Source organism: Altericroceibacterium xinjiangense, assembly GCF_003958635.1.
Lineage (GTDB): Bacteria > Pseudomonadota > Alphaproteobacteria > Sphingomonadales > Sphingomonadaceae > Altericroceibacterium_A > Altericroceibacterium_A xinjiangense.
Map to the genome: position 1 here is coordinate 15415 of NZ_RSEK01000016.1, position 17460 is coordinate 32874.

Here is a 17460-nt window from a genome sequence, read left to right on the forward strand (position 1 = left end):
CATTGATAACCGGGCATGGCTAATAGCGAGCGCGGAAGCGCCGCGCACGGGCCAAAGGGGGTTGTAGGTGGGACTGACCGAATTTTTGGGCGCGGGGCTGATCGCGTTCTTCACGCAGGTGCCCGGCATCGGCGATGACATGGCGTTCTGGCTGGCCTTCCTGCTGGTCGCTGCCTCCGTCGTGATCGCCCTCAGCTACCGCAAGAAGTATCACCAGCCACTGGCCGACGCGATCGACGCGCGCGTGCGGCTGCTGGACCAGATCACCGGCGGACCGGATGCCGATCTGGACGAAGCGCGTGCGCGTTTCGCGGAACGGTTTAACGACATCGACGCAGCGATGCAGGACAAGCCGCACCCGGAAGTGGGCAGCCTGCGCCGCACCTGGGAAGAGTACCGCGAAACCATTGTCGATCCCAATGCGGAGGTGTTGCAGAACACCGCGCGGCCGGAATTCTTCTTCGTCAATCTGGGTGAACGGCACCGCGGGCTGAGCTGGTTCGCCAACATCTTCATCGCGCTGGGCCTGCTGATAACCTTCATGGGCATCATCGCTGCGCTCTCCACGCTGGATTTCAGCGGCGGGGCGGAGGCGATGCAGGGCAGGCTGAACGAGCTGATGAAAGTCGCTGGGGCCAAGTTCTGGGCGTCGGTCGGTGGGATCGTGGCCTCCATCGTGCTGCGCGCCTTTGATTATCGCTTCGCCAAGCGGATCAATGACGGGCTGGCCGATCTCTGCGACCGGCTGGAACACGGCATGGCCTATCTGCCACCGCAGCGCATCGCCAGCGATCAGCTGGCGCAATTGCGCGAGCAGACCCCGGCGCTGCGCGCCTTCTCCGAACAGCTCGCCGCCGCGTTCGATGGCGCACTGGAGCGGCAGATGGCGCCGATGATCGCGCATCTGGGTTCGATCCAGCAGGGCATCGACAGCATCAACGGCAGCGGCGGAGACGCAGTGCGCGATGCGCTGACCGCCCATGCCGGGGCCGAAATGTCGGGGCTAGCCGATGCGATCGGCGCCATGACTGTCTCGCTCGCCACCATGTCCGAAAGCATGGAACGGCAGACGGGCGAGGCGGACCGGCAGATCGAGGAGGCGGTGCGCCGCTTCGGGCAGGCTTCGGAGGAGATGCGCGGCGCCTTTGGCGAGCTGAACCGCAATTTCGAAGTCGTAGCCGACCGGATGCGCGCCGACAGCGAACAGGCAAGCGAACTAGCGCGCGAGCGAATGGGTGAGCTGCTGGGCAGTCTGGGCGCCACGCTGGACGGCATGAAGGACGGCCTGTCCGCCGCCGCCGGCCGCATGGGGGAGGCGAGCGCCGAAGCAGCCGGCAATGCCGCACGGATCGGGCAGGAAGCGATGGAGCAATCCTTCGCGCAGTTCGTCGAACGCTTCAACGAGACTGGCGCGCCGCTGGTGGGCGCCATGCGCGATGCAAGCGGGGCGGTGGCCAGCTCTGCCGAGCAGATCGGATCGGCCGGGCGTGCCATCGGCGATCATTCCCGCAATATCGAGCAGGTGGCAGCGCGATCCAGCGACCTGGCCGGGGCGCTGGGCAGCGCGGCCAATGATTTCGCATTGGCCACCGATCCGGTGCGCGATTTCGCCTTCGCCATGTCGCAATCGGTGTCTGCGGTCGAACGCGCGATCTCCCAGCATGCGACCAGCGCGGATGCCGCGCGCGAGGAGATGCGCCAGATGGCCGCCGCCCTGCAGGAAACCGCCGCCAGCGCCGGCAATGCCTGGGCCGAATACCGCGCCCGGTTCGCCGACGTGGACCGGTCGCTGGGCGATGCGCTGGAGAAGCTGACCGATGCTGCCGGCAACCATGCGGTCAACCTGAACGAGCGGGTGGGGCAGATCGACAAGGCGCTGGGCGAGGGTGTGGCGCAGCTGGCGGGCGCCTTGCAGCCGCTCGCCACTCTTAGCGAGACGGTCGACGAGCTCGCCGGCATCCTGGACGATCGCCGGCGTGAGGCGGCCGAATAATGGAAGGTGTTGTCCGTCGCCGCCCGCCGGAGGAAGGCGAAAGCTATTTCATGTCGATGACCGACATGATGGTCGGGCTGCTGCTGATCTTCATTATCCTGCTGGTCTATTTCGCGCTAAACCTGCAGACCGAGACGGAGAAGCTGACCGGCGCCGACAATGCGCGGGCGCAGATGCTGGAGGATCTGCAGCAATCGCTGAAGGATCGTGGGCTGCAGGTGCAGATCGATACCACGACCGGCGTGCTGCGCCTGCCGGACGATGTGCTGTTCGATAAAGGGCGCTGGGAGCTGTCAGGGCCGGGGCGGACGGCGGTGGGCAAGGTGGCGGCCGCGCTGGTTGAGGAACTGCCGTGCTACACCACCTCCCCACTGTGCCCCGATGGCCAGCGCAAGGAACACCTGATCGACGCGATGTTCGTGGAAGGGCATACCGACACCGATGCGATGGCCGGTGGCATGAACAATTACGAACTTTCCGTGCGCCGGGCGGAAACAACCTTTTCCATGTTGCAGAGGCTGCAGCCGCGACTGGCCAGTTTTCGCAACGGCACGGCAGGAAGGAGCGGCTCTGCGCCGATCCTCAGCCTCAGTGGCTATGGCCCCGATCGGCCGGTTGATGCACGTGCTACCGAAGCCGCCAAGCGGAAGAATCGGCGGATCGATTTGCGTTTCCTGATGCAGACGCCCGATGCCGGCTTAGATGCAGACATTCTGCGCAAGGACGGCCGATGAGCGGGATGAACGCCGCCATCGCTCGCATGGTGGCGCTGGCACGTGCCGGCTTCCCGCAATCTCCCGGCGTGCAGACGCGGGTGGAGAAGGGCTTTGCCTCCCTGTCAGAAGTGTCTGCCGTTCCGGCGGAGGATGTGGTGGAGCTCAAGCCCTTCCTGGCAGGCGCGCAGGGTGTGGGGGTGCCGGCTCTGCGCCGCAGCCCATTCAACCGCGTGCTGCGCGGGGCATGGTGCGACCCGGAGTTCGATCGGCTGGGCCTGAACGCGCTGGATCGGGCGGTGGAGGAGAGCCGGCGATCGTCTGACCAGGCAGTGATCGAAGGTTACCTGTCTTGGTTTCCGGTGGGCCGCCCCGCAATGGATCAACTCGCCTCCGCCGCGGAGCTGGTGTCGCAGCGCCACGCCTGGCCATGGCGTGAACGGCAGCAACGCTGGCAATTGTTCTGCCCGGCTCTAGGCCCGGTACAGATCGCGCAGGATTTCGTCACGCGGGAGGCAGACGGGATCGGTCCGCTGGTGCGGGAGGCCGGGCTTGGGACCAACATGAACGCCACCGCCTTCGGACAGGCGGCCTATGTGCAAAGCTGCCTCGCCACCGCGGCGCTGCGCGGCGAGGCGGCGGTGAAGCCGCAGCGCAACCTGTTGCAGTTGTTCGATGGGGAGGCGCAAGCAGGGCACCTGACGGAACTGGCCCGCGCCTTGCTGGAACCGTGGGTCAACGGTAAGCCGGACAAGGCGCATCGCAAGGCAATTTCCGATTTTCTGGTGGATCAGGTGGGCGATCCGCGGCTGAGCCGGGTTCGCTGGGGCCAGATCGTGGACGCGCTGGCCCAAACCGTAGGGCGCGAGCAGGCGCTGGCCGTGATGCAGGTGCTAAAGCGCTGGCTGACCGATGTCGCCATGCGCGAGTTTTTCCGCGCCATTGCCAAGACCACCAACCGGCCCGATCAATGGGCTCAGCGCGAAAAGTTCTGGCTCGCCTATCTGGATGCGGAACTGGTCACCGACGCTTGGCCGGCGCTGGGCGCGCGTGCCCGGCAGGAGGTGGAGGATATCTTCCGCGCCAGTGGGGAACGGGTCGATTACGGCGTGATTCATGGCGGTGTCGCAGCGTCATCCTCCATCATCATGCAAATCGGCGACCTGCGCATTTCGGAATGGAGCGATAATGGATCGTGCCGCTTCTGGAGCAGCGCCGATCCCAAAGCAGCCAAGCTGTATGCCAACACCTATGATGGCGGGCATCTACGGACCACGGTGGGCCGCCGCGATTTCGAGCGAAAGAGCCATGCCGGAAGCTGGCCGGCGACCTTCGCGCAGCTGATCCACAATCGCACCGGCATAAGTCATCCCGTCCACGGGGTGGGCTGGGGGTATTGATGGCGCAAACCCGCTTCATCGCCACCCAGCTTCCTGACGGCACCGAACGCATCACCCTGCTGCGCGACAAGCCCGGCGGCTTGTTCCGCCGAGCCAGCAGCATCGGCGTTCCGCTGGTGGACTGGCTGCGCGAGGCGCCCGTGGCTGGAATGACCGGGCTGGCCGCCGCGCGTGCCGCCGCCGGCGCGGATGAACTGGCGGAGGATACCGACGGCATCACCCTGCCGCCGCCGGTCGTCGCGCGGCTGACTGAGGCGGAGGCGCATGCGCTGGGCCTGCCGCCTGCAACCGCCCTGACGCTACAACTGGAATCCGGTGGCTCGTTGGCGGAGGGCACTATTCGCGTCGATGCCCGCTGGGTCCGCCGGGGCGGGGTGCCGGTGCGCGCCGATATCACCGGCGCGCGGCTGCGCGAAGGGGGCAAGGTCGGCCGCATTCCCGAACCCTTGTTCTCCGCCTGGCAGGCAGCGCAAGGCGTGAGCCGCGCCGATACGCCCGACGAACGCCGCGCCGCCTTTGCCGCCCTGCGCGAAGAACTGGGCGATACGGTGCCCGACGGGATTGGCGTAGACGGCTTCCTGGAGAAGGTGCGGATCGCCTATGCCGCCAATTTCTCGCTGGATGCGAAGACCGCTGGCGGGCGGTTCGATTTCGACCCCGTGCTGTTCGCCCGCAGCGTGACGGAAAGCGCGGATGGCGACCTGCTGGACGAGGCGGAGGCTTCGCTGTTGACCCCCACCGACGCCGCCCATTTTCGCCGCCGCTTCCGCCAGCAGCAGGCCGGCGGCGGGCGGCGCAGCTATCTGCTGCAGGACGGTACGCTGCTGTTCCTCGACCCCCGGCTGGGGCAGGCGCTGGACGTGGTGCGCGAGCGGCAGGACGGCACCTCCGCCGAAAAGCGTGCCTTCCTGCGCGCGCCGCAACGCGCCTTGCGGGAAGCCCTGCGATTAGACGAGGGCGACGATGACGAGGCGGCCGACCGCCTGTTCATCGAGACGCAGCAATTCTCCGAACGGGTCAGCGGAATCGAAGAATGGCGCAAGCCGGTCCTGCCGTGGATCAAGCCCAAGGCGGGCAGTTGGCTACCCGAAGGATTCGGCCTGCGCGTGGGCGAGGGGGCGGAGGCGCGCCATATCGAGCTGCAGCCCGGAGATGCGCAGGTGATCGCCGACCGGGTCGAGCAGGCGATGGAGGAGGGCGAGGACACGATCGCTTGGGCGGACGAGGCGATCCCTGCCAGCTACCCCACGCTGGAGGCGGCGAAGGCGCTGGCCGGGCTGGAGGCTAGGGCCGTGCAGGAATCGCGCGCCGCCCTCGATCACGACGAGGAACTGCCGGAACAGGTCGCTGAACCCGCCGGTACTTTCTTCCTGCAGGTGGGCGAGAATTTCGAGGAGCTGAGCTATACCCGCCAGCCCGCGCCACAGGCGGACCTGCCGCCATTCGTCGCGCCCGACCTGCCGGCTGGTCTGAAATCCACCCCCAAGCCGCACCAGCTGCAGGCGTTCCACTGGCTGACGGAGGCATGGGCGCGCAAGGTGCCCGGCGTCCTGCTGGCGGACGACATGGGACTGGGCAAGACATTCCAGGCGCTGATGTTCCTCCTCTGGCTGCGGCAAGTGGCGGCGCCCGACCGGCCGGTGCTGATCGTCGCACCCACCGGCCTGCTGCGCAACTGGCAGGCAGAGATGGCGCAACATGTTGCGCCCGGCCTGCTGGGGCCGGTGGTGGAGGCGTTCGGCGCCGGGCTTGCCCGCCAGCGCCAGGTGCCGGGCAGCGACATCCGCGGTGGTACCTCGCGACTGGACGTGTCCGCCTGGGAAGGCGCCGGAATCGTGCTGACCACGTTCGAGACGATGCGCGACTATCACATGAGTTTTGCGCGGGTGCCTTTTGCCGCCATCGTCCATGACGAGGTGCAGAAGCTGAAGAACCCCGCCAGCCAAATGACCCGCGCGGCCAAGGCGCTGAACGCCACCATGCAGATCGCCATGACCGGCACCCCGGTGGAGAACCGGCTGCAGGATCTGTGGTCCATCGCCGACACCGTCTATCCCGGCTTTCTCGGATCGAGCCGGGACTTCGAGGCGACCTATTCCGCCGCCGGCGAGGACCGGTTGCACGAATTGCAGGCCCGGCTGGCGGAGCGTGACGGCCACCTGCCCCAGTTCATGCTGCGGCGCATGAAGGACGAGATCCTGACCGGCCTGCCCACCAAGCACGCGCGCAAATATGCGGTGGAGATGCCGGCGGAGCAGGCCCGCGCCTATGATCTGGTGCTCGCTCGCGCGCGCACCCTCCGCGAAAGCGGGGAGAGGGGGGCGATGCTGAAGGTGCTGCACATGTTGCGCGGCACGTCGCTCCACCCGGTGCCGCCGCGCGGGGTCGAGGATGTGGACGCCTATATCGCCGGCTCAGCCCGGCTGGCCAAAACCTTCGAAATCCTGGCCGAGGTGCGGGCAGCGGAGGAGAAGGCGCTGATCTTCTGCGAGGATCTGGAGATGCAGCAATTCCTCGCCTCCGCGGTGCAGGACCGCTTCGCCCTGCAGCGCCGGCCGCAATGCATCAGTGGGGAGGTGGCCGGCGGCAGGCGGCAGCAGATGGTGGGCGCGTTCCAAGGCGCGCCGGCTGGGTTCGACGTGCTGATTCTGTCGCCCAAGGCGGGCGGCGTGGGGCTGACCATTACCGCGGCCAATCACGTCATCCACCTGTCGCGGTGGTGGAACCCGGCGGTGGAGGACCAGGCGACCGATCGCGCCTACCGCATCGGGCAGACCCGCCCCGTGACCATCCACCTGCCGCTCGCGGTGCACCCCGATCCCGGCATCGGACCGTTTAGTTTCGACCGGCGGCTGGACGACCTGATGGACCGCAAGCGTGCGCTGAGCCGCGGCCTGCTGGTGCCGCCTGAGAGCGACAGAGACGTGGAGGAACTGCTGGGCGGTGTGCTGGATGGCGCAGGCGCCGAATCGGTTGCGCCATCGGCGGAGTCTCTCGCGGCCGAACCGGAGCCTGCGGCCGAGGCGCAGCCGGCGCCGCCGCCGCGCCCGCAGCGCCCCCGCCTGTCCCTGCGCAGCCCGGTCGAAGCCGCCGAAACCCGCCGGGCGGAGGTGCGCAGGGTGGAATACCGCGAAGGCGGCACCCGTGATTTCGCCATCTTCGAACAATATGCCGCCAACGCCGCGATCGTGCAGCTGGAGGTGCGCGACCCCTATTGCTGCGCGGAGGAAAGCTCCCGCCGGCATCTGGTGAGCTTCATCAAGCGGCTGCAGGGCAAGGCAGCGAAGGTCGGCCTGGTGCAGGTGGTCGCCTATGACGCCGATTCCGTGCAGACGCGGGTGCCTGAAAGCAGCAGCGACCAGCGCCGCGACCTGGAACAGCGTTGGCAGCGCGAATTGCCGGGCGTGCCGCTGCAGCTGTCGCAGAAATCACGCCGCAGCGGCGGGGATTTTCACGACCGGTCGATCCGGGCCAGGTTGGCCAATGGCGATGCGGTGATCTGGGATATCGGGCGCGGGATCGACGGGATCATGAACCCGCGCCGCGCCTGCACGGTGAACGCCTTTCACGAGCCGGCTGCATGACACTGATCGCCTGCGGAGCACACCATCTCCCAAGCCCTAAGCTCCACGGGTAGCTGGCGAACGCCGTGGCGAGCGGTCTTTGCGCGGCTTCCGCATGCGCTCCGGCAGCAAATTGATGGGCGTGGGTTCCAGATGTCACTGTCAGACGGAATGCACTGCTAGCAAATTGTGGCGCGCGGGGTAGGGCGGGGCATGCCTCGCCCCCGCAAACCAGCTAATCCGTTCCGATACTTTCACTCCTCACCCGAGGTAATCCGTCTCGTGGTGATGATGTATATCCGCTTCCCGCTTAGCTTGCGGAACGTCGAAGACCTGCTCTCCGAACGCGGGATCGATATCTGTCACGAGACGGTGCGGCACTGGTGGAACCGCTTCGGTCCGATGTTCGCAGCGGACATCCGCCGGCAGCGGGTAAGTCGCATGCGCGGCTTTCGTCATTGGAAGTGGCACCTCGACGAGATGTACGTTCAGGTGAATAGCGAGATGGTCTACCTCTGGCGCGCCGTTGATCACGAGGGCGAAGTCCTTGAAAGCTACGTCACGAAAACCAGGGATAAAGCGGCTGCCCTGCGGTTCATGCGCAAGACGCTGAAGCGGCACGGCAAAGTGGAAGCGATCACGACCGACGGGCTGCGCTCCTACAAGGCAGCCATGGTCGAACTCGGGTGCGAGGCCAAGCAGGAGACCGGCCGCTGGGCGAACAACCGGGCTGAAAACTCGCACCTGCCGTTCCGACGACGAGAAAGAGCCATGCTCCGCTTCAGGCGAATGAAGTCACTTCAGAAGTTCGCTTCAGTCCACGCCTCTTTCGCCAACCACTTCAACTCCGAACGCCACCTCGTCGACAGGCAGACTTACAAGACCCGCCGCTCGGCCGCGCTGGCTGAGTGGCAAAACCTCATGGCGTGAGACTTGCAGCGGGTTGGGGGCAGTTTGCCCAACGGAGAGCAGTTCGCATCCGACTGACAGCACCGCCATCCAGTCTTAAGTTACTGATATTGAACAGGAAAAGTCCTCCTGAAGGGCGCATTTGCGCGGGAATCTGGCGGTGATCCCGGTGTGGGAGAGACTGCAATCCGGCTCTCATGCAGCCGATTTTCGGATTTTTCTCCGCGGGGCACTTCGCCACTCCGGCATCCCTTTCATGCCACGGAAAAAAGCGGCGCCTGAGGCGCCGCCCGCAAGCTGGCTCTGATCCTGAGATCGTTCAGGCGAAACCGAAGCGTTTGAGCTGCTCGTCCCACCGGGCTGGCAGCACCCCGGAGTTGCTGAGTGCGGCCGAGTTGAGCCTGGCCGGGTGATTTCCTTCAAGGATCGCGGTCACGATCTCGGGCGCAAGAAAGTTCAGCCGCACGACACGGGTGACCCAGGACTCGTCCACTCCTTCCTCGCGAGCGAGTGCTCTTACCTCGATGGTGCCTTCGCTGAGCCGTTCCCACCAGCGACGGGCTTTCACCAGAAGGTTCAGCATCGAGCGATCGGCTTCTCTCGACGTTGCTCCCTTTCCATCTGGCTGGATGAGCCGCATCGCCATTCCTGTCCGGGTGAGTCGGACAAGCGAGGAAACAATGATTGCCGGCACCGCGTGATCGAGGGCGGGAAGGCCAAGGGCATGGGCCAGCGCATCGGCCGCGATGTCGATCCGGATCTCCTGGCGGTGAATTTCGACCCTGTTCAGGAGCGAGCGAAGAGCGCGGTACTTCTTCTTGCGCACGTCGCCCGCGAGCCTTTCGGCAGCAACAACCGCTGTCTTCAGCCTTCCTGCATCGGGAACGGCACCGAGGCTGGCGACCAGCTGAAGCGGCTGGTCGAGTGCTTCGGCGACTCGCGTCGCAACAGCATCCTCGATCTCCCGTGCAGGGATCCGCACCCCATCCTCGGGGCTCCCCTGCTGCAGCGCCCGGCTGACGTAGTACCGGTAGCGGACCTTTCCCTTGCAGGCGTGGCTTGCGACCAGCGGCTGGCCAGCTTCGTCGAACACAAGTCCGGCGAGCAGGCTCGGGGATTGCACGGTGGCCGCGCGCTGTTTGCCTTGCGTGTTGTCGGTCAGCTTCGCCTGCACACGATCCCACAGCTCCCGGTCGATGATCGCCTCGTGCTTTCCTGCATACACCTTTCCCTTGTGGTGGATCTCGCCGAGATAGATCGGATTGGAGAGGATCTTATAGATCTGCCCGCGGGTAAACTTGCCGCCGCCCATAGGCCTGCCGGTCGAGGTGGTGCGCTCGGGCACCCTGATCCTTTCCGCGTCCAGCTCTTCCGTCAGCAGGCGCACATTGCCGATGGCGAGATAGCGGCGGAATAGCTCACGGATGACTTCGGCGTGCTCGGGAACGATCACCAAGGTCCGCCCTTCCGGCCTATACCCGAGCGGGGGATTGCCGCCCATCCACATGCCCTTGGCCTTCGAAGCAGCAATCTTGTCCCGGATCCGCTCTGCCGTAACCTCGCGCTCGAACTGGGCGAAGGACAGCAGCATATTGAGCGTAAGCCGGCCCATGCTGTTGGTGGTGTTGAAGGACTGCGTGACCGACACGAAACTCGTGCCGGCCTTGTCCATCGTTTCCACCAGCTTCGCAAAATCGAGCAGCGAGCGCGTGAGCCGGTCGACTTTGTAGACGACGACGATATCGATCCTGCCTGCCTCGATATCGGCCAGCAGGCGCTTGAGGGCAGGGCGCTCCAGTGTCCCGCCCGAGAGGCCGCCGTCGTCGTACTCTTCGGGAAGGAGCGACCAGCCTTCTGACGCCTGGCTCATCACGTACGCGGCGCAGGCCTCGCGCTGGGCGTGGAGCGAGTTGAAGTCCTGCTCCAGGCCTTCCTCGCTCGACTTGCGGGTGTAGATCGCGCAGCGGATCTTTTTCATGCCGCAACCTTCCTCTTCTCACGCAAGCCGAAAAAGGCGGGCCCCGACCAGCGGGTGCCGGTGATCGCGCGGGCGACTTCGCTTAAAGAACGCCATTCCCTCTCGTCCCAGCAAATCGCGCCGTCGTCGCCGATGGTGACGAGGTGCACGGTTCCGCCGAACTCGCGGGCAAGGCGCATTCCCGGGCGTATGTCCCGGGTTTCCGTCCTCGCACCCGCGACTTGGTCGAGGCGCTGCGTGGCCTTACGCGAGAGCCTGCCCAGCGCTTTTGCCTGCAGTTCGTAACCCAAGGCCAGCCGCAGCATGCCCTCGCTTACCTTCGGGACCGGGAGGCCGGTGAGCTTTGCCCACCGGTCTGCCAGATCCACCTTCGACATTGTCTCCAGCTCAATTAGCTGCTCGTCGAGCTTTGCCATGGCTCAGCCCTCGACCATGATGCTGTAGCAGGTCGCCTCCTCCCGCTTCGTTTTGGCGATCGCGTGGCCTTTCTTCCGCAGACCCGTCAGTGCAGCCCGAGCCGTATGTGACTGCCAGTCGGTGACTTCCACGATTTCGTCGAGCGTGGCGCCTTCGGACCGTTGCAGGAGCGCGACCACCGCGGCGATCCTGGTGCCGGGACGGGGCGCGGGGAAGTGCTGCTTGCCTCCACCGGCTCGGCATCACCGCTCGTCTGCTCATCGGCCCCGAGGCCAAGCGCGTCCTGGCCTGTTTCGGTCAAGACCAACTCGAAGAAGCGGTCGCTATCAGTCCGCCAGCTGTGGTTACGATCCGTCACATCCACTTCGGCGAGCAGCTTGCGGCGGAGCAGTGCTCTCAGTTCCTTCGTCGTGCGCTGCTCGTCCTGGACAGTATCCGGCAGCGGCAGAACGCTGCCGTTCTCGTTTTTCGCTGCATGCGAAAGCAGAACCAGCTGCAGGTCGTTGAGGCGGGTGGTCGTTGGCATGGACGGTCTCCTGATCCGGAGCAGCACAGTACTGCTCCCACCATCCACAGCCCCGGCTGATGGCATCGCCGGGGCGGGCAGCCGGTCAGGCCGGCTGCGATCCAGTGCAAGCAGCAATGCTCGACGTGTGCGGCAAGTCGAGTGGAATGTGGCCAGACTGGAATTGGCAGCGGCTCAGCCGGAGGGAACGCGGCGGCGCAATGAACGGGCTGCGGAGGCGAGGGCGAGCAGATCGGCGGCTGTGCGTTCGAGAGAGACTATCCGCCTGTCCAGCTCCCGGGCTCCGGATGCAGTGAGAGCGAATTCGGGACTGCTGTCCTCCATAGTGCGACCTGCTTCCAGCAGCAGCTGCTTGACCAGCCGCCGGTTATCGTCGTCTGCGGAAGCGGACATGCGATGACACAGGCCTGCTGACGACTAGAAGTCCATGCCCAGCTTTTTGAGGATGTCCGCTGTGCGCTTCCATCTCGGCCATCGAAGACTATGCTTCGACTGCCTGGAAGCGGACATTAGTTCGCTGAAGCTGGAATGGCGGCTATGTCGGACGATCCGGAACGTCTCCTTTCGGGAGCGCAGATTGGGATAGCGGACGTTCCGGGCGGCGCCCGGCATGTCAGCTTCGCACCCAATCCCGGCCGTTCAGCCTGACGGGGCACGAGCCCGGAACCTGCCGTTCGTGCATCATGCGTGGTGCCGAGCCTGGAACCACCGGCTCTGGAACTATCCCGACGTTCCCGACGCCGTCGAACGATGGGTTTCGGCAGAAGCAGACCTGCCGGCGCTCGCTCACGTCGCATCTTCGGATTAGCAAGCTAGCCGGGAGCCGGACTAGCAGCTTTGGGCAGGACGTCAGTGTAGCAAAGATTCGGACCTAGCCGTGTCTGTGGCTACGCTTCGGTAGATATGGAAGGAAGGTAGGGCGGCTTCAATGTCGGAATGGTTGAAGGCACCGTGCTGCAGATCCGAAAGTGGGAATCGCTGTTCCCGGCCGAGCAGGCGCGCATTGCCGGGATCGACCGTCGCCTGCGCACCGCCGAGTTCGACTCTGTCGTCCGCGACATGCTTGCCCCTCGCCAGGAGAAAGCTGCATGAGCGCGCCGGCATCCACGATCGTGTCACCCCGCTCGTTATCCGCGAGCTAAGTCTGTGCGACCGGCGGGAATGGGTCTCCAAGTGACGATGGCGGCGTGGGTCCGCATGTGCTGGGGGCGGTTGCTCAAGCGTGGAACTGACGGGGGCCGACAATACTGCCCATTCGTCCTCGCGCTGCCGCTTCCATGCCCCCGCACAAAATCGTGACCAGAAGTGCCTTCTGCACGAGCGACTACGCAGGCCTGGCACCTTCCCTGGCCGTTGTTCTCGTCTTCGCCGCAGCGCCGTTACGGTGCCGGCGCTTCCGGATCTCGGTCGGTGGACTTGCCATCGCCGCCATCCCCATCCCGGGCGAGAGCGTGCTCTAAATCTTTGGGGTCCACGGTGACCGTCTGGGTGGTGCCGCCGTTCCTGAGATGGAGGAGCGTAGCCACTCTGAGATAGACGGTACGTTCGTTTCCCTCGATCACTTCTTCGTCGGTATCGACGTCGTAAGTCCCGGCGGGGTGAAGCTCATCCATCTCCGCCAACCTGAAGGGCAGCCTGAATGTTGCCTGCGATCGCGTGGTCCGGATCGCCATCAGGCCGGTTCGGCGCCAGAGGAGGGGGCTGGCTCCCGTTCCATTTCGTCTTCGGCCAGCTCTGCCCGAGTCCCTAGGCGCTTCTCGCGAAGAAGTTCCATGCCTTCGGCCGATACTGCGAGGCTGTCCCACGTGGCGGCTGAAGTCAGATGCTTCTGGCGTACGTTCTCGAGGACTTCTTCAGCGGCTGCAGATCTGGATGCGGCTGCAAGGGCCGCGTAATCGGATTTGAAATCATTCATGAGAAGTGCCTGCCCTTCGGGCCCTTTGAGCCTCTGCAATTACGTCGCTAAAGTCGGCGTAACGGTAAGGCCCGACAGTGAAAATCGTTTTCGACGGCGCAACAGACCCGACTTGTTCATCTTTGAACCAAAATTCCGCGTTGACAAGGTATCGGTCCGGCCCTCGTCAAGGCTGCTTTCTGGCGAGCGGCCAGATTCTTGGGTTTGACAGTGGCGCGTCGCGGATTCCGACGCCGGGCACCTAGATATGGAGAGCGGCACGCGTGCTCGAAAGTTAATACCGGTCGCCTGGCGCCAGCTGCAGTTCGTGACCGAAGTAGCGAGCCAGAACGGACGGGTCGCGGCCGTAGCGGTCCTCACGAAAGACCACACCCTCGGCGTCGGTCGCGGCGGTCAGATATGTGACGAAGACCGCCACCGGCTCGCTCATGTCGACGCGCTCTTCGACCCCGGCCGCGCGGGCCTGTGGCATCGCGCCGAACAGCCAGGAAGCAAGCCGCTGGGCATCTTCGACCCGGACGCAGCCGTTGCTGATCCAGCGATCCTCTTTACCGAACACGCTCTTGTCGTGAGTGTCGTGGAGATAGATGCCCAGCTCGTTGGGCATCATGAACTTAATGTCACCCATCGAGTTTCCCGGGCCCGGACCGCGCCGGATGAAGAGCGACAGCTTGCCTTCTTTTACGGCCTGCCAGTCTATACTCGCGGGATCGAGCAGGGGCGCGTCCTGGGCTCCGTCGGCGAACACCTCGTATTTGCGCTCGCTCAGGTAGCCGAGGCCGTGCTCCAGCACGCGCGGGGCGACGAGGCTCACGTTGAAGTCCGCCGGAAGGTTCCAGTAAGGATTGATTTGGGCGTAGCGGATCAGCGCCGCCATCATCGGCGTCTGGGTCTCGTTGGCGCCGACGATCGCACGGATCGAGTCAACCAGCACGTCGTCTTCGTACATGTATATCCGCGCCGAGCCGGCATCGACGATGATGTGGCGCTTCAGCTCGCCGGGTGCCGGCAATCTCCGCGCCCGCTCCATGTTGATCATCAGCACCTGTTCGTAGTGTAGCGCGCCGCGATTGAGCGAAGCGATGACCTTGTCGCCGGCAATGCCGTCTGCCTTCAGGTTGTGGACCTCCTGATAGGCGATGATGCGCTCGGTCAGCGCCTCGTCAAAGCGAGTGCCGGGCGGCAGCCCGAGCCGCTCGCGGAGCAGCGTGACCCGTTCGCTCTCGGCGCCCAACGCCAGCGCCGGGCCCGTGGATATCGTGAACTGGGGAAGGCTGCCCCAGGTCTTCTGATAGTCGACCAGGCCGCGGCGCAGATTGGTGTAGAGCGGATTGATGGTTTGGATGAGATCCAGCGGCGCGCCCGCGTACCGGGCGAAGGTTATATTATCGAGCTTGGTGTTGCGCCAACGGATGTCAACATTAATTTCCTCGTCGATGTACACCATATCCACGCCCTGCTCGACGGCCGGTGGGAGATCGGCTGGCTCGAGCCGCTCCACCTGGGCAAAAGCCGGAGAGGCGATGCTCAGCGAAATGCTCGCAAGAAACACAACTCGAGATTTGGAGATATTTTTCACATCCTTCCGTAACCGTACCCGGTTAACAACAGCAGAATCGGACCTGCATCTTTGCCTCTACAATTACGTGAAAATGTAACGCGGAATAATGACTGCCATTGACCTGAACGCATACCAGGGCCGCAGTGCAGCAGAAAGAATCCATTGCAGACTGGAGGTGGTGGTCAGGGCTGTCAGCGGCCTTGCAGTAGGTGTCCGGCGGACACACCCAAGTTCTGCGGCGGTTCCGAAATCGGCTGAGCGCCACTTCCTTGGTCGGTCACGCGGCCAGCGGCAGCTTTCCCTCGCTCAGAACTCCAGCCAGACTCACGGTCAGTCCTCCATTTGAGACAGTGCTGATCTGGCCGCCTAACTGCTTCGCCAGCGCTGCAACGATTGCCGCGCCTAGGCCTGCGCCCGAAACGGAATGGAGGTTTCCGATGCCGTTGTCCGAGACGGTCAAACGCCAGACCTCTTCAGTCGTCTCATAGCTGACCACAATGCACGCTCCCGGCGTGCGGACCGGAAAGGCGTACTTGATCGAGTTAATGACAAGTTCGGTAACGATCAGTCCCAAGCTGACGGCGCGTGAAGATGGCAGAGTCCCCTCCGACGCGATCGTCTCAATGCGAATGGGGTTCGCAGGCCCAGTCATGGAGGCTCCAAGCCCGCGGCAGAGCTTGGTCAGGTAACCGCGGACATCAATCTCGTCGATTCCATCGACCGAATGCAGGTGAGCCTGCACTTGGGCGACCGACATCACCCTCTGGTGGGCGTCTTTCAGGTGATCGCGGGTTTCCTGCGAAGTCACAGTGCGGACCTGAAGCATCAGAATGCTGGCTATTATCTGCAAGCTATTGGCAATCCGGTGCCGCATCTCCTTCAGCAGCGTGCGCTGTTCGCTTAGCAACTCCTCAGTCTGCTCGAGCAGGTTCTGCTTTTCCCGCTCGATCTGGCGGCGCGCGGTGACATCCTTGATCAGAAGAAGTGTCGTTGGTCCACCTTGCCCTTCGGGCAGGACGACGCGGGTATTCAGTAGAAGAATGCGGTCGCCGAACTCCGAGAAACGCACGTTCAATTCGAGCCATTCAACGTGAGTGTGTGCTGGCGTTACGCCTTCGAGGAGTTTGCGCAGCGCGGGAACACTCCAATCGCCACCGCACAGATCGTAGAACGACTGGCCGCGTGCGCTCTCCGCATCGACCTTAAAGGAATCGTAGAACGAGCGGCTACCGGTCACCAGCTGCATCTCGTCATCCAGCACCACGAAGGGGTCGATCATTGCATCGATGATTGCCAGAGCAAGTGTCTGGGGTTCCGCAGGCTGGTTGTTACGTGGTTTCATGGTCGCATGTCTCCTGGCGGGAGCATGGCGACTCTCAGCCACCGCAAGCCGAAGACAACGCGGTGATGAACCGTCACATAGGCGGTAAGTGCCGGCCGCGCTAATGGTAACAAAGGTCACGGCAGGAATGTTTGCGCCTGGTGCTTTTATGCCGGGATAGCGACATTTCAGAGCGCCCACGTTGCGCCGGACAGCTCGACGGTTCTTCCAGAGTCACGGCGCCGTGTCGGAAGCCATCAGAAGCGAGGAGATCGCCACGACTACTTGGGCGGGCGCGAAAGGCTTGGTGATCATCAGACTCCTGGGCACCCCCTGCGAAGCCCATTCGTGACCACTTGCGCCGCTGACATAGACCACCGGCAGATCGCTGTCATGCTCGCGCATGGTGCGAGCCAGCTCCCATCCGTCCATACCGTCGTCCAGGTTGATGTCGGTCATCAGGCCCCGAATTTCGCTCCCCTTCTCCTCCAGCAGCTTGATGGCCCCTTGCCCATCACCAGCCACGAGGGTTGCAAAGCCCGCTTCTTCGAGGGCCTCGATAACCATCTCGCGAATGAGCACCTGATCCTCCACCAATAGTATCACCGGCATGGCAATTGCGTCCGCTTCGTCGGCTGACATACGATGTCTCGTTTCTGGCTGGGTTGCTTGAGCGAAGCGGAATTTCGCCTAGCTTGCGAAGCTATATGGCTCAGAAACGCGGTTGTTCCGCGGTTGGCAATTAAGTTGAGCTCACGATCTTCAGCGGCGCAGGTTGCTTCGGTCGGTAGTGGGCCGCCGGCTTCCCGCTCGCGCGTGCTTGGGATTTCACTGCAAAACGTCCGCGTCGGTCTCAGGCTCCAAGTGGCTGGCGGGGTGTAGCGGGAAAATATCGGCGACGCGCGTTCAGCCACAACACTGAAACGATGGGAAGTTTTTGAGCGAACCTTCCACGGCGAGGTTCGACCCATTGCAGATGGGGTGGATGGCTCCCGCTCCCGGCATCTGAGTGCCACAGTGTGGAGGCTATCGAAGCGTCCACGAGCAAAGGGAGCCACCCGCGATGGAGATTAGCACGATCGGCCTCGATTTGGCCAAGAGCGTTTTTCAGGTTCATGCAGTTGACGGTGCCGGCAACCCGGTTGTCAGGAAGGCGCTCAGGCG

15 protein-coding genes and 1 pseudogene are annotated in these 17460 nt (G+C 64.1%); 7 read left to right on the plus strand and 9 right to left on the minus strand.

Annotation, left to right across the window (positions count from 1 at the left end):
- Nucleotides 1-67: 67 nt before the first annotated feature.
- From zorA to ELY13_RS13145, 5 genes are all read left to right on the plus strand, one after another.
- Nucleotides 68-1993, plus strand: a complete 1926-nt coding sequence (zorA, locus tag ELY13_RS13125) for an anti-phage ZorAB system protein ZorA (RefSeq protein ID WP_126174374.1) — start codon at nucleotides 68-70, stop codon at nucleotides 1991-1993.
- Nucleotides 1993-2727, plus strand: a complete 735-nt coding sequence (locus tag ELY13_RS13130; RefSeq protein WP_126174375.1) for an OmpA/MotB family protein — start codon at nucleotides 1993-1995, stop codon at nucleotides 2725-2727. The genes zorA and ELY13_RS13130 overlap by 1 nt, the downstream gene beginning before the upstream one ends.
- Nucleotides 2724-4106: an EH signature domain-containing protein gene (locus ELY13_RS13135; RefSeq protein WP_206436068.1), complete on the plus strand. Its 1383-nt coding sequence runs from the start codon at nucleotides 2724-2726 to the stop codon at nucleotides 4104-4106. Before ELY13_RS13130 ends, ELY13_RS13135 begins: the two co-directional genes overlap by 4 nt.
- Entirely contained in the window at nucleotides 4106-7690 is a 3585-nt protein-coding gene (locus ELY13_RS13140) for a DEAD/DEAH box helicase (protein ID WP_126174376.1), read from the plus strand. Before ELY13_RS13135 ends, ELY13_RS13140 begins: the two co-directional genes overlap by 1 nt.
- Before the next feature lie 192 nt (nucleotides 7691-7882).
- The gene (locus tag ELY13_RS13145; RefSeq protein WP_126174377.1) at nucleotides 7883-8599 is read left to right on the plus strand and encodes an IS6 family transposase; all 717 of its coding nucleotides are present in this window, start codon (nucleotides 7883-7885) and stop codon (nucleotides 8597-8599) included.
- A gap of 298 nt (nucleotides 8600-8897) precedes the next feature.
- Here ELY13_RS13145 and ELY13_RS13150 read toward each other — a convergent pair whose 3' ends face one another.
- From ELY13_RS13150 to ELY13_RS13165, 4 genes are all read right to left on the minus strand, one after another.
- Nucleotides 8898-10556: a recombinase family protein gene (locus ELY13_RS13150; protein ID WP_126174378.1), complete on the minus strand. Its 1659-nt coding sequence runs from the start codon at nucleotides 10554-10556 to the stop codon at nucleotides 8898-8900.
- The gene (locus ELY13_RS13155) at nucleotides 10553-10972 is read right to left on the minus strand and encodes a DUF2924 domain-containing protein (RefSeq protein ID WP_126174379.1); all 420 of its coding nucleotides are present in this window, start codon (nucleotides 10970-10972) and stop codon (nucleotides 10553-10555) included. Before ELY13_RS13155 ends, ELY13_RS13150 begins: the two co-directional genes overlap by 4 nt.
- A gap of 3 nt (nucleotides 10973-10975) precedes the next feature.
- The gene (locus tag ELY13_RS13160; RefSeq protein WP_241233707.1) at nucleotides 10976-11152 is read right to left on the minus strand and encodes a DUF3489 domain-containing protein; all 177 of its coding nucleotides are present in this window, start codon (nucleotides 11150-11152) and stop codon (nucleotides 10976-10978) included.
- Between the two features lie 521 nt (nucleotides 11153-11673).
- Nucleotides 11674-11892 (minus strand): hypothetical protein, encoded by a 219-nt coding sequence (locus ELY13_RS13165; RefSeq protein ID WP_126174380.1) that lies wholly within the window; start codon nucleotides 11890-11892, stop codon nucleotides 11674-11676.
- A 543-nt stretch (nucleotides 11893-12435) separates the two neighbouring features.
- Here ELY13_RS13165 and ELY13_RS15065 point away from each other — a divergent pair.
- Nucleotides 12436-12591, plus strand: coding sequence for a hypothetical protein (locus tag ELY13_RS15065; RefSeq protein ID WP_164549808.1), 156 nt, complete (start codon nucleotides 12436-12438; stop codon nucleotides 12589-12591).
- Between the two features lie 287 nt (nucleotides 12592-12878).
- Here the strand turns inward: ELY13_RS15065 and ELY13_RS13170 are convergent, their stop codons facing one another.
- From ELY13_RS13170 to ELY13_RS13190, 5 genes are all read right to left on the minus strand, one after another.
- Nucleotides 12879-13112 (minus strand): hypothetical protein, encoded by a 234-nt coding sequence (locus tag ELY13_RS13170; RefSeq protein ID WP_126174381.1) that lies wholly within the window; start codon nucleotides 13110-13112, stop codon nucleotides 12879-12881.
- Between the two features lie 59 nt (nucleotides 13113-13171).
- Nucleotides 13172-13414, minus strand: a complete 243-nt coding sequence (locus tag ELY13_RS13175) for a hypothetical protein (protein ID WP_126174382.1) — start codon at nucleotides 13412-13414, stop codon at nucleotides 13172-13174.
- 274 nt (nucleotides 13415-13688) lie between these two features.
- Nucleotides 13689-14993: a L,D-transpeptidase family protein gene (locus ELY13_RS13180; RefSeq protein WP_126174383.1), complete on the minus strand. Its 1305-nt coding sequence runs from the start codon at nucleotides 14991-14993 to the stop codon at nucleotides 13689-13691.
- A 259-nt stretch (nucleotides 14994-15252) separates the two neighbouring features.
- Entirely contained in the window at nucleotides 15253-16317 is a 1065-nt protein-coding gene (locus ELY13_RS13185; RefSeq protein WP_126174384.1) for a sensor histidine kinase, read from the minus strand.
- Nucleotides 16318-16530: 213 nt separating this feature from the next.
- Nucleotides 16531-16938: a response regulator transcription factor gene (locus ELY13_RS13190; protein WP_241233708.1), complete on the minus strand. Its 408-nt coding sequence runs from the start codon at nucleotides 16936-16938 to the stop codon at nucleotides 16531-16533.
- A 421-nt stretch (nucleotides 16939-17359) separates the two neighbouring features.
- On the opposite strand from ELY13_RS13190, the pseudogene ELY13_RS13195 reads away from it, so the two are divergent.
- Nucleotides 17360-17460, plus strand: a pseudogene (locus ELY13_RS13195) (IS110 family transposase); the annotation flags it as partial.